Raw genomic sequence first — 13,939 nt, 5'->3', positions numbered from 1 at the left:
ATATTGAATTCTAACATAAAGTCCTGTAAAAGGGGAAGGGGTTGTCTAGAAAAAATTGGGGAAGTTATAGTTTTTAATTTAAATTTTAAACCCCACTCCTTTTGATTTCGGGCTCAAAATGGAGTGGGGTTTATTTCAATTAATTAACTTCACACACAGGTGGTCTTACAAATTGCTTTTGATAATTAATTTGATTCTATACTTAAACCTTAGCTTCTAATGACTGTTCACCTTTGTGATGACTGCCTTTTAAATCCTCCCTATCGTAAGATGGGTCTACTTTTGCTTTCTTTAGTCGTGTAGAGTTTAGGACTACATTGATAGAGCTTGCTGCCATGGCAGCAGCCCCGATAATTGGGTGAATTAGTCCCAAGAAAGCTGCTGGGATGGCTATGGCATTGTAAAACCAGGCCCAGAAATAGTTTTCTACGATTTTTTTGAAGGTAGCTTTGGATAATTTAATGCCAGATACCACTGCACTTAAGTCACCTCGAATAACGGTTATATCAGCTGCTTCGATGGCTATATCCGTTCCGGTTCCGATGGCTATACCGATATTTGCCTGTTTTAGAGCCGGAGCATCGTTGATACCATCTCCCACCATGGCTACATTTCCGTATTCATCTTGAAGCTTTTTGATTTCATCAACCTTACCGTCGGGAAGTACCTCGGCAAGTACACTGCTGATCCCGACTTTTTTGGCTATGGCATTGGCTGTTCTTTCGTTATCTCCTGTAATCATGGCGGTTTTCATTCCTAGTTGTTCGATTTCTTCAATAGCTTGAATAGAGTCTTCTTTCAAGGTATCGGCAACGGCTACAATGCCCGCCATTTTACCATCTATGGCTACTAGCATGGCTGTTTTAGCTTCATCTTCTAATCTTTCTAGCTCACTGTTGAGATGCTGGTGTTCAATATCTTTTTCCGCCATCAGCTTTCGACTGCCAACTAGCACTTCTTTATTGTTAATCTCTCCTCGTACCCCTTTACCGGTAATTGCCGAAAAGTTTTCTACCTGCTGGAATGTGATGTTTTCTTCTTTAGCTGTTTCCACAATGGCTTCACCTAGAGGATGTTCCGAGGAAGCTTCCAGACTTCCTGCATACAAGAGAATATCTTCTCTGCTAAAACCATTGTAGTTTATGACATCAGTAACCTCAGGTTTTCCCTTGGTAATAGTGCCTGTTTTATCGAAGGCAATTATATTGATATCTTTCATAGTTTGGATTGCTTCACCTTTTCTGATCAGGACACCTTTTTCGGCACCTAGTCCGCTACCTACCATCAAGGCTGTAGGTGTTGCAAGCCCCAGGGCACAGGGACAAGAAATTACCAGTACTGCTATAGTTGCCAGTAGGGCCAGGGACAACTGTGGTAAATCTATAGTGGACCAGGGAAAATCAAAATATTCTACTACTGATACATGAAAATCGGGAAAGACCATCCATGATATAAAGGCAGCTATAGCAATTAATATAACTCCGGGTACAAAATAACCTGTAACTCTATCGGCAAATTCTTGAATGGGTACCTTGGAACCCTGGGCCTCTTCAACCATTTTGATAACCTGGGATAAAAATGTATCTTTACCTATTTTTGTGGCTTCAACATGCAATATCCCCTGTTTGTTAATAGTTGCACCGATAACTTCATCTTCAACAGTTTTGTTTACCGGGATGGATTCCCCTGTGGCCATTGATTCATCTATGCTGCTTTCACCCTGTACAACTACACCGTCTGTAGGAATCTTTTCTCCAGGGCGTATCACCATCACATCTCCAACCTGCACTTCCTCCATGGGGACTTCCTTTTCTTCTCCATCTCTAATGACGCGGGCTGTTTTAGCTTCCATTTCCAATAACTTTTTGATGGCCTGGGATGCTCTACCCTTGGCTTTGATTTCTAAGAATTTACCGATCATGTGAAAGGCCATGATAGTTGTAGCCATTTCAATAAATGAAGTAATGGGTAGACCCAGTATGATCCCTAAAAAGTTTAAAATAAAAGGTACGGCAGAACCCATTGTTACTAATGTGTCCATATTGGGACTGCCATTTTTTAAGGCGCGCCATGTGGCTTGATGTGTTTTCCTTCCAAAGATAAAGATTACCGGAAAACCTAATACAGATATAATGGGAATATAATAGGGAATAGGTGTTACAAACATGTGAACCATCATGATGATCATTACTACACTGGCAAATCCAACAGACCACCACATTCTTTCGGCAGCTTCTTTAATTTTTTCCTCTTCCGGATCGATTTCTTGTTCTAGTTCTTCATCAACAATATCATAACCGGTATCTCTGATAGTTTGTTTTAAGCTGTTTAGGCTGGTTTTTGTAGGGTTATAAGTTATTGTAGCTTTTTCTGTTGCGATATTGACATTGGCATGGACACCATCTAGTTTATTTAAATTCTTTTCCACTCTCTGGGAACATGCGGAACATGTCATACCGGATATTTTAAGTTCTACATTTTTTTTATTTTTCTCATCTTGTTCTTCCGACTTAGCATCATAACCCGAATCTTGTACAATTTTAATTAAATCATCTTCGCTGATTTGGGTGGGATCGTATTCGATGTAAGCTTTTTCAACGGCAAAATTAACTTGGGCACTGTTTGTTCCCTGGGTTTTATTCAGCTGTTTTTCAATTCGCTGTGCACAATTGGCACAGGTCATACCAGTTAATTTTAAAGTTGTATTATTCATTATTTCACCCCTTCCTGCTATTTTACGAGATGAGCAGATAAACGGACAGACGAATTGGCAGACATGCGGTCATAGCTATACAGTTATAACTCAGACTACCGCTTCTCGCTTGGTCTTTCTATTTACTTACCATTTATATCATCCACCCCCTATGGGGTGGGGTCAAATAATACAATAACACATATTTATCTTTAAGTCAAAAGAGGGTGTAATGTAATGTAATTGTTCTGTGATATTGTCACCCCTAGAATGTTCTGTGAAAATGTCACTATGACTAAAAAGGTGACATATCAAATGACCCAAGAAGAAATTAAAAAACTAAATATTATCAATCAAACAATTGATGGCTACTTAACCATTAGAGATGCAGCACGAGCTTTGAACCTCAGTGATCGACAAATTAAACGACTGAAGAAAGGAGTGCAACTAGAAGGACCCAGTTTTGTCATACATAAAAGCCGAGGTAAAAAGCCTGATCATTCTGTTCCTGAAAGTACTGAAAAACATATCATTTCTCTAAAGTTAGAAAAATACCCAAATGCAAATTTCACTCATTTTACAGAACTTTTAAACGAGCGAGAAAAAATCTCTATCAGTAGGCCAGTTGTTCATAGAATTCTTAGTAAAGCTGGAATTTCTAGTCCTAAAAAACATAAAAAGAGTAAGAGTCACCACAGACGCAAACGCAAGGACAGAATGGGACTTTTAGTACAAATAGACGCCTCACCTTATGACTGGTTTGACACTGGCTTTGATTGTGATTTACACGCTGCTATCGATGATGCCACAGGAGCTTTGCTAGGATTATTTTTTGTTGAAAATGAATGTCTTGAGGGATACTTTCAGATTATGCATCAGTTAATTTCAAACTATGGTATTCCTGCAAGTCTTTATAGCGATAAGCACACTATTTTTAGATCACCTAAATCGGACAAGCTTTCGATTGATGAACAGCTCGCAGGTAAACAAGTTAAGCCTACTCAATTTGGTGCAGCTATGGAAGAGTTAGGAGTCACTATTATACCTGCTAACTCTCCACAAGCAAAAGGACGAGTTGAAAGGCTTTTTGATACTTTACAAAGCAGACTGCCCACACTTTTTAAGCTACACAATATAACTACCATGGAGAAAGCTAATGAATTTTTACAAAAAGATTTCTTGCCTGATTTTAATAAAAGATTTGCCCTAAAGCCCGAAAATGAGCTATCGGCTTTTACCTGTTTAAATCAAGATATTAATCTTGATCATATACTTTGTTCTAAATTCAAAAGAACTGTGGACAACAGTGCCACTTTCTCTTTTGAAGGAAGTTACTATCAAATTTTAGATAAAAATAGTCAACTGGTTCCTAAATCTAAAGTTACTGTCCTATCTAATCCTAAATTTGGAGTTAAAGTAAAATATAAAGATATGGTGTTTGAAACTCAAATTGTGGACAAGCCTTCAACTACTAAAATGACCAAAAAAGTTAAAACAACGCAATCACCTAAAAATAGAATAGTCCCAGATGAAAATCACCCTTGGAGAAAACAAAGTGAAAGAACAAATCTTAACTACGACCTGACTGATCAAGAACTTTTAGATACTATACTAAATACCAGGGACCGAGTTTAAAACTCGGTCTACCTTCCTGGGGGGTGACATTTTCTCTGAACAAATTTATGCGTTTTTAGGTGACATTTTCAAAGAACATTGACAAAGAGGGTGTAATGTAATTGTTTTGCAGTTATTTTTTTAGTTTCACTCTAAGAGTTTGATTTGTCACCCCAAGAATGTTCTGGGGAAAATGTCACTATATTTAACGCTCTAGCTTAAAGGTTTCGGATAAGGTGCTTCCTCTAAAAACATTGACAGTATAATTATTGTCAATATCTATGTCGGGATAATCATTTCTCCAAGTGCCTTTAGAATAGTATTCTGACTGTTGTATTCTCACATATTGCCCTATTCCTATTGGATCACTTTTGTGTCGTTGTAATTTTGCTATAAGATTTTGTGTATTATCCATAAAATCTTTGGCTACAAATTCAGCTATAGTTTCAAAGGTTTTTTTATCTATAATCTCAATTCCGGGGATTTGTACTTCTTCCAGGTAAACCTCAATGTTATTATCTATTTCTACAGAAACTTCATTATTATATTCAACATTAATGTTCATATCAGTGTTTTGAACACTATACTCTATTAACCCTTCTTCTTCTTCAACAAAAATGTTTGAGGAAAAGGAGGGAATGGCTTTTTCATTTAGCATGGTTGTTAATAACTTAGTTTCCTCGGAATTCAAAGTTGTAGCCTTATTTCCATTTTCGGTCAAAACCATTGCCCCGGATATATAAGGTATTTCATCACCTTCTTCTTTTAGATCAACTTTAGGGAGATATCCATCTCTACCTTTTGTTAAAACTGCTGTCCATAATTCATGTAGGGTAACTTCAGGTATTAGTCCGTCATCAGCTCCAAATTCTAGCATGTCACTTAGAAAAACCGCTATTCTACCGTCTTCGACAGGGTTTTGGTATAATAGATTTTTTGCTTTTCCAGGATGATAAGCAACTAAAGATGTTGCATCAATTTCTGGAATTTGCCTTATATCTTTAACTGTATTAGGAAAGTTTTCTTTTGTGATATTTTCTCCAAATAACATTATATTTACCTTTCCTAAAGCCATTAATCTATTTCTATGTTGTTGCCAGTTATCTAAAGCATTTCCTATTGTTCGACCCTGAACTGTCTTAACACGGACAGGCTCTTTAGCTTCTTCGGCAAATAGCGGATTTGAAGTGGTTAATAGAAGGGGATTGTAGTCATCATTATCATTTTCTGGATTAGAATCAAAGGACATAGCTAAAATTATCGAAAGTTCGTCTAAAATTTTTTCGTTAACGAAATCACAAGCTGTTAAACTACTAAAAATAAAGATTATTATAAGAATTATTATACTTTTATTTATATTAACTCTCATCTATCTGACACCTCTCAATTTACATGTTATGATAAGCAAAATGGGAATTAAAATTACTAGTCCTCCTCCATATAAAGTGAAGTTAGCTGCAAACTCTTCAGTCTCAGGAACATTTTGAGGTACTAGTGCCACAAATAATACAATGGGCCAAGCCACTAGTGACCAAATGTCATGATAATCTTTATTTGTTATGTGAGCCAGAGAAAAAGTAGCTACAAAATACTGAATGGAAGAAACTAGAATTACCTTGCCTAACCATAAGTGAATAAACAAAGTATCTATGCGTTCTATAACAGCTATATCAATAATTTTTAAATATTCTATAAATGGCCAATAAGTCAGGTTTAATTGCTCTAGTCCCATCATCATTAGAGAGACTATAAAGATTGAAGTATAAATAAGTCCGGTAATAATTATTGCTATATTGGTTAGTTTAGCATCATCTTCTTTCTTATTTAGATAAGGATAAAATACTAATATAATTTCTATACCTAGAAAAGCAAGAAGAGGTTCCTGTATAGCTTTAACTGGTTCTACAATCCCTCCTTCAAAGACTGGTAATAAATTTATATGTTTATCTAATGAAACGGGGATTAAAAAAAGTATGAATAGGGGTAGTGTATAAAAAAGAACTAATTCACTGAGTCGAGATAAAGTTGATAGACCATTTCTTGCTATATATATAATTACAGAGAGAATTATAATAAAATGAAATACCATTGGATATTGTATATCCAGATACACATATGCAATGTTCATAAAAAACCTAAGAACCAACCCGGACAATGTTAAGGCATATAAACTATATATAACGATCAGAATGGTACCCCAAAACTTACCAAGTATTATTATGCTGGATTGAGCTAGAGTTTTATCTGGAAAAAGGCGAGAAAAGTAAAGGCAAATATTTGCATATATAATAACTATCAAGGTTGACAACAAAATAGAAAACCATCCGTCTCTACCGGCTTCAGTAGCAATCCCCCTGGGTAATGTTGTTATTCCTATACCAATTGTCATGCCAAGAATTATAGTAATCCATTGGAATTGACTTATATCTTTTTTTTCGTGTTTTTTCAATCCTCTTCTTCAACTCCTTTTTGACGTCTGATATTTTTATTTGCAACTGCTTTGGGGCGTTTTCTAACCCACCTGAATGGCATTCTATAAACCGTGTCACGTTGTTCAGAAAGTTTGAAAGGAGCAATTGGCTGTAAAAAGGGTACTCCAAAACTGCTTATGTTACAAAGATGTGTAGCTATTAAAAACCAGGCTATCATAAATCCAAAACCTCCTAGTATTCCTGTCATAAACAAAATTGGAAACCTAAGTAATCTCAGAGCAGAAGCCATTGAATAATTAGGTATAACAAAACTAGATATCATACTAAAAGCAGTAAATATTACTAATACTGGACTCATAAGTTCAGCGTTAACTGCAGCATCTCCGATGACCAAGGCCCCTACTATACCCACTGTTTGACCAATTGGCCCAGGTAACCTTAAACTTGCTTCACGCAAAAACTCTACAATTACTTCTATTAACAAAACTTCCAACAGTGGTGGGAAAGGCACAGCTTCTCTAGCTTCTGCAATTGAAAATATAATATCTACAGGTATCATTTCATAATGAAATTTTGTCATAAGAACATAAATAGATGGTAGGCAAGTAGCAATAAAAAAGCTAGCAAATCTTAAAGTCCTTTGTACAAAGGAGAAAATATAGCGAGTATAGTAATCTTCAGGAGTATGAAAAAATTCGCTTAATGTAACTGGCAGAATTATTGCGAAAGGAGTACCATCAGTAAGTATGGCTATTTTACCTTCTAAGAGATGTCCTGCTACTTTATCCGGCCTTTCAGTGTCTATCATTTCCGGAAATATAGTGATTGTTCTTTCTTCAATTAACTCGTGGATATAGTTACTTTCTAAAATGCCGTCAATATCAATTTTGTTTATACGATTAATTACTTCATTGACAATTGTTTGATTAGCGATATTTTCACAATAAGCTACTGCTATATTTGTATTTGTTTGCTTACCAATTCTAAATTGTTGAATCTTAAAATGATGTGATTTAATTCTTCTTCTTAACTGGGATGTATTGATTCGAAGGGTTTCAGTAAACCCTTCTCTTGGTCCTTTGATTGATTGCTCATTAATTGGCTCTTCAATTCCTCTGTTTTCCCATTGAGTTAAATCAATAATAAAGCCTTGTGGAAGCCCTTCTATAATTATAGCTGTTTTTCCATCTAATACTTCTTCGATTAATTGATTGAAACAAGTTTTGGTTTGTACTTCAGTTCCTACTGTAAATAATCTTTTTTTGATAGTCTCTGGAGAAGCTTCATCTGTGTTTTTCTCTTTAGTTGAGTTATACTGTAGTGGTTTAATAATGTCACTATTAACCAGTTCTTCGTTTACTAACCCCTCGATAAATAGTGTAAGTACATTTGCATTCGAATCAGTGATAAAATTCCGGAAGCAAATGTCATCACTGTTTTCGAAGATATTCTTAAGATGTTTGTGATTATAATTAAAGTTTTTACTTATTTTCGTATTGTTACTATCATCTAATTTTTCTGTACTCATTATATAGGGACGTTTTTTTTTAATAAGTTTTTGTATAATGTTTAACATTATTATTATCCTTCCCATAAATTTTTTTTATTTTTTACGTAGTGAAATGAAATATACATTATGTTATAAATAAGGTATATATTGCTCCTTGAAGGTGAAAAAGAGGGTGAAAAGTAAAAAACTGGAATTTGAAGAATCTGCTAGAATTTTAAAAATCTCAATAATTTCTAGTAGTATGGCTGTCCCAAAACTATTATAATAATGTTAAGATTATTTAATAATGCTTAACTGTGTTCAAACTGCAAATTTGTTCATGGCATAGCGTAAAATGGAACGAATTATTTCCGGCGGAAACCTTTCTTTACAAACCTAGTCCTCTTCTGGAACAGCATGTTTCCAGAAGAGGAAGTGTTTTTATTGCACAGCTTTTTAAATAAAAATTAACCAAACTCGTCAAAACCTGTGATATAGGGAAGTAGAGCCAATGGTTTGCCGAATTAATTGAAGCTGGCACAGTTATTGCATATAAATAGATGACACAAATACAATAAGTGGAGGTGTTTTTAATGAAAGATTCAAAATTAACTACTCGTATTGTCCATGCCGATGAAGGTCAAAAGAACGAAGCGGGTGCTCTTAGGACCCCAATTTATCAAAGTTCAACCTTTGTATTTGACAATGTTGAACAAGGAGCTGCTAGATTTGCCGGTGAAGAGGCTGGCTACATCTACACTAGATTGGGTAACCCAACTCAAAAAAATCTTGAAAAGCAGATGGCTAACCTAGAAGGTGGAGATGATGCTATAGCATTAGGATCTGGTATGGCAGCTGTGTCTGCTGTTGTGATGAATTTATTAAATTGTGGAGATCATATGGTGGCCTCAGATACACTATATGGCTGTACTCACTCTCTGTTTGACGAGTTGTTACCCAACTGGGGCATTGAAGTAACTTTTGTTGATACCAGTGAGCCTGAAAATATCCGAGCTGCTATTAAAGATAATACAAAGGTGATTTATACTGAAACTCCTGCGAATCCAACTATTTCCATCACTGATCTGGAAGAAGTTGTGAAAATTGCAAAGGAAAAGGACGACATTACAACTGTAGTAGACAACACCTTTATGACTCCTTATCTTCAAAGACCGCTAGAAATGGGAATTGATATCGTAATTCATAGTGCTACCAAGTACCTTGGTGGTCACGGAGATACTGTTGCCGGAATAGTAGTAGGTTTCGAGGAACTGATTGGTGATATAAAAATGACTACAGTAAAAGATTTAGGTGGTATTATTGCACCTTTTGATGCTTTCCTATTGCTCAGAGGAATTAAAACTTTAGCTGTTCGTGTGGACAAGATCTGTGAAAACGCTATGAAGGTAGCCAAGTTCTTAGAAGAACATCCAGCTGTAGAAAGAGTGTACTACCCAGGACTTGAAAGCCATCCTCAACACGAGTTAGCTAAAAAACAAATGGAAGACTTTGGTGGCATTATTGCCTTTGAATTAAAAGGTGGCTTTGAAGCTGGTAAAAACCTACTAAATAATGTAGAGTTGTGTACATTGGCTGTTAGCTTGGGAGATGTGGATACATTGATCCAGCATCCAGCATCCATGACTCATTCTGTAGTTCCACAAGAAGAACGTGAAAAAGCAGGTATTACCGATGGTATGGTAAGGGTTTCCGTAGGAATTGAAGATGTAGATGATATTATCGAAGACCTAAAACAAGGAATGGAACAGTAATTTAGAAAGAAACCCTTAGAAATATCATCAAACTACAAAACCAAGGGGCTGAGGGATAATTATTTATTGCAATTCCCTCAGCGCCTCCCTACATTACATTGTTAACCCATCTGAAGAAATTGGTAAGAAAATTACAAAACTACTGACAATGAAGATTTAAAGGGGGATCACCTAGATGGATCAAAAAGAAATTAAACCGAATGGTTGGGCATTAATACCCTTATTTGTGTTTTTATTTTTGTATTTAGGTGTAGGACTGTTTCTGACTTATTTAGGAGTTGAAATGGCCTTTTACGAATTTCCTGCACCTATTGCAGCATTGATTGGTATTGTAGTAGCAGTATTTATGGCAAGAGGTACAATTGATGAACGGATCAAGACTTTTATTAACGGGGCCGGTGAAGAAGGTATTGTGATTATGTGTATGATTTATTTGCTGGCCGGTGCCTTTTCAGCAGTAGTAGAAGGTATGGGAGGCGTTGAATCTACTGTTAATCTAGGGCTTACTATGGTGCCTGCTCGCCTGTTGCTACCTGGTTTATTCTTGATAAGTGCTTTTATATCCCTGGCCATGGGAACTTCAATGGGAACTATCGGTGCAGTTGCGCCAATTGCCGTTGGCTTGGGTCCCGAAATTGGAGTTTCTATGCCGGTCATGATGGGAATTGTGATTGGTGGTGCCATGTTTGGTGACAATTTGTCAATTATATCCGATACAACAATTGCCGCTACTCAGACCCAGGGAGTTAAAATGAAAGATAAGTTTAAAATGAACTTTTTGATTGTACTCCCTGCCGCTATTATATCTTTGATTATTTTACTATTTGTCGGTGATGTTGCTGCTTTAGATGGAGATTATCCCTTTGAAATTATTAAGGTTTTACCCTATATATTTGTACTTGTCTTTGCTTTGATGGGTGTAAATGTTTTTGTTGTTCTGTTTTTAGGTTTGGTATTGGCTGGGCTAATTGGAGTTGTTTACGGAGATTTTACAGCTTTAGAACTGTCTCAAGCCGCATATCAAGGTTTTACTGATATGAACGAAGTTTTCTTCTTGTCATTGTTTGCTGGTGGACTGGCTGCCATGATACGAAAAGAAGGTGGACTGGCCTTTTTGGTCGATCAAATATCAAGGCGGGTCAAAACTCGAAAAGGGGCAGAGCTGGGGATTGGTGCTTTATCAGCAGCTGCCGACATTTGTACTGCCAATAACACTGTTGCAATTATAATCAGTGGACCTTTGGCGAAGAATATTGCTTTAGAAAATGGTGTTGATCTGCGAAGAAGTGCTAGTATGCTGGATATTTTTGCATCAGTAACCCAGGGAATGCTTCCCTATGGGGCTCAAATCTTGCTGGCAGGTTCACTTGCTGGAATTTCGCCACTCACAATAATCCCGAACTTGCACTACAATTTCTTAATGCTCGGTTGTGTGCTTTTGGCAATATATTTAGGTATACCTAATTTGAAACCTTCAGAAGATAGCGCTTAGTGAACACCTACAGACTAAGTTAACGAATACAGCATTTAGCTAGCGAATTACATTTAATTAGCGTATACAGTTGATTAACTTGGTATAACTTGTATAAATCAATGAGTTACAACAGAGAAAAGGAATTTTAAGAGCAATAAGTCCGTACTAAAAGAAAATTAGTGCGGACTTATTATAGTGCCAGGTAAAAACGAATCTACTTATAAAAAGGAGGCATTTTAAGATGTCGAATTTAATAAATAGTTATCTAAATAAGAAAAAATTAACAAAACGCATATTATATTAATCGGAATTGCTTTGTTTTTAATGATAATGTTAATTATTTACACAAAATTATGTGCACTCCCATTCTGAATAAGTCTAGGAACATAATCTAATTTATTAACATATTTAAATGTTTGTTAAGGGTTTGTAGCCTTTTATGTAGATTGGGCTGTTCAATTAACTTTGAACAGCCCAATTAAATGTAAGTGTCATCATTCTTATTCCTACGGCACACATAAAATCGGAGCACGGAGAAAAGACCGTCAATATCGCAATATGAGTCTTATTAATACGAAAACTTATTTATTTCTTCTTGCATTTCTTCAGCTAATTTTGTCAATTGTTCACTGGCTGAAGCGATTTCATCCATACTTGCAGTTTGTTCTTCCACAGTTGATGAAATTTCTTCAGTACTTGATGAGTTTTCTTCAGCTATTGAAGACAGGTCTTGTAGTGCGTTTATAATCTCTTGTTTCTTATTATTCATTTCTTTTCCAAATTCATTGAGTTCGGATAACTGACTTTCTACTCCTTCTATGGCATTAGAAATTCCATCGAACTTGGAACCGGTTTCTTCCACATAAACACTTTGTTCTTTTATTATTTGCTTTACATTTTCCATTGTTTTAACTGCATCATTTGCCTGTTTATTTAACCCATCGATATTGTTCAAGATATTTTCTGAGTATTCATTTGACTTTTCTGCAAGTTGTCTAATTTCGTTAGCTACCACTGCAAAACCTTGTCCATGCTCGCCTGCCCGAGCAGCTTCAATACTGGCGTTAAGGGCTAATAAGTTTGTTTGCTCAGCTATATCTGTTATGTGACTACTTGCTTCTTTAATCTCTTGGGTTCTTGAGTGAGTTTTTTCAATTACTTCTGTGATTTCTTTGATGGCACTGTTAGTCTCATTTGTTTTTTCGTGCAAGTTTTTAACTGCTTCAGTACCCTCTTCTTTTTTATTGGTTACTTCTTCAATAGCTTGATTTAAACTATCTACACAGCTCTGTTCTTTTTCAATGATTTTTCCAAGTTCTTCAGTAACATTAGAGCTTTGATCTGTTTTCTCGGCTTGGCTGGTGGCACCTTGAGCAATTTCTTCTACTGCCTTTGAAACTTCATTAGCTGCACTGGTATTTTCTTCGGCGTTTGCACTTAATTCCTCTGCCGAGGAAGTGACCTGGTTTGATTTATCATTAATATTTTTAATCAACTGTACAACTGCTTCTTGCATGTTCATCATGGCTTTAGCCATTTTACCTATTTCATCTGAACGTTTTAAATAACTATTAGTATTATCTTCTTCACTTGATGATAAATCTAATGTGGAAAATTTATCTAACAAAGAGGTCAACCCTTTAATTGGCTTAACAATTTTATTGATTGCAATATAAAAGAGTATTAAGGCGATAATAATTATTATGGAAGAGAAAAAAATAAAACTCATATTTCCTTGATTGATCAAGTTATTGACATCATCAATGGGCACACCTGTGAACCAAATACCGATTTCTTCACCTTCGGGATTTTCTATAGGAGAATACATAACTTCATGGGGGGTTCCTAAAATTTCTATTTGACCAGTAAACCGTTCTCCTTCTTCCAAAACAGTCTGGGATACTTCTTCATCAACTTGAGTTCCGATTGCCCTTTCTCCTTCACTATCTGTAAGATTACTAGCCACACTGGTGTCACCTTTGAAAATAGTTGCTACAGATCCGGTACTTTCTTGGATATTATCTAAAGTTCCTGTCATTTCATCTGCAGTTACATTTCCTTTATATAATTCGTCTCCTAATATATGCCAATTTCCGCTAAAGTTGTTTTCAACGACTCTTAGTCCCATCTCATGGTCTCCCTCTAATTTATCATTAACTGTGGTTTCTACTATATCTTCGATAGTATAGTTATTTAATAGTATTAGGGCAACTACCATAATAATTGTCAAGGCTACGACTCCTGATATTAACCTGTTCTTAATACTTCTTTGGACTAACTTTTTCATATTTTTCCTCCCTCCTTATAATTTGGTATATATTGTCTAATATTGTCTGGTAATATTGTACTTTAACTTTAAAATTATTTCTATAAAACTTTTCTCTTATGTTTTATAGAGTAGTGTGGAAAAATAATACAATAGTCCTAAAGGATTTTGTCTATTTAACTAGAAAGTTAATAATAACA

The 13,939-nt window shown here is 35.7% G+C and carries 8 protein-coding genes; 3 read left to right on the top strand and 5 right to left on the bottom strand.

Annotated features, from left to right (window positions below):
- Positions 1-202 precede the first annotated feature (202 nt).
- Positions 203-2,713 (bottom strand): heavy metal translocating P-type ATPase, encoded by a 2,511-nt coding sequence (locus NTHER_RS12460; RefSeq protein WP_012448869.1) that lies wholly within the window; start codon positions 2,711-2,713, stop codon positions 203-205.
- Positions 2,714-2,962: 249 nt separating this feature from the next.
- Here NTHER_RS12460 and NTHER_RS12455 point away from each other — a divergent pair, with 249 nt between their 5' ends.
- A complete protein-coding gene (locus NTHER_RS12455; RefSeq protein ID WP_012446518.1) occupies positions 2,963-4,327 on the top strand; it encodes an ISNCY family transposase in 1,365 nt (454 codons plus the stop codon).
- 184 nt (positions 4,328-4,511) lie between these two features.
- Here the strand turns inward: NTHER_RS12455 and NTHER_RS12450 are convergent, their stop codons facing one another.
- Genes NTHER_RS12450 through NTHER_RS12440 form a run of 3 tightly spaced genes read right to left on the bottom strand, consistent with a single transcriptional unit; the run spans position 4,512 to position 8,314 of the window.
- Entirely contained in the window at positions 4,512-5,675 is a 1,164-nt protein-coding gene (locus NTHER_RS12450) for a Ger(x)C family spore germination protein (RefSeq protein ID WP_012448868.1), read from the bottom strand.
- A complete protein-coding gene (locus NTHER_RS12445) occupies positions 5,676-6,755 on the bottom strand; it encodes a GerAB/ArcD/ProY family transporter (protein ID WP_012448867.1) in 1,080 nt (359 codons plus the stop codon). It abuts the gene before it with no gap.
- Positions 6,752-8,314, bottom strand: a complete 1,563-nt coding sequence (locus tag NTHER_RS12440; RefSeq protein ID WP_012448866.1) for a spore germination protein — start codon at positions 8,312-8,314, stop codon at positions 6,752-6,754. The genes NTHER_RS12445 and NTHER_RS12440 overlap by 4 nt, the downstream gene beginning before the upstream one ends.
- A gap of 506 nt (positions 8,315-8,820) precedes the next feature.
- Between NTHER_RS12440 and megL the strand changes: the two genes are divergently transcribed.
- Both megL and NTHER_RS12430 read left to right on the top strand, forming a co-directional pair.
- On the top strand, positions 8,821-9,999 hold the full coding sequence (gene megL, locus NTHER_RS12435) for a methionine gamma-lyase (RefSeq protein ID WP_012448865.1): 1,179 nt from the start codon (positions 8,821-8,823) through the stop codon (positions 9,997-9,999).
- Positions 10,000-10,174: 175 nt separating this feature from the next.
- The gene (locus NTHER_RS12430) at positions 10,175-11,491 is read left to right on the top strand and encodes a Na+/H+ antiporter NhaC family protein (protein WP_012448864.1); all 1,317 of its coding nucleotides are present in this window, start codon (positions 10,175-10,177) and stop codon (positions 11,489-11,491) included.
- 550 nt (positions 11,492-12,041) lie between these two features.
- On the opposite strand, the gene NTHER_RS12425 is transcribed toward NTHER_RS12430, so the two are convergent.
- Entirely contained in the window at positions 12,042-13,760 is a 1,719-nt protein-coding gene (locus NTHER_RS12425) for a methyl-accepting chemotaxis protein (RefSeq protein ID WP_012448863.1), read from the bottom strand.
- Positions 13,761-13,939 lie beyond the last annotated feature (179 nt).

The sequence above is a fragment of the Natranaerobius thermophilus JW/NM-WN-LF genome (assembly GCF_000020005.1).
Lineage (GTDB): Bacteria > Bacillota > Natranaerobiia > Natranaerobiales > Natranaerobiaceae > Natranaerobius > Natranaerobius thermophilus.
This window is presented reverse-complemented; position numbering and strand designations above follow the sequence as displayed.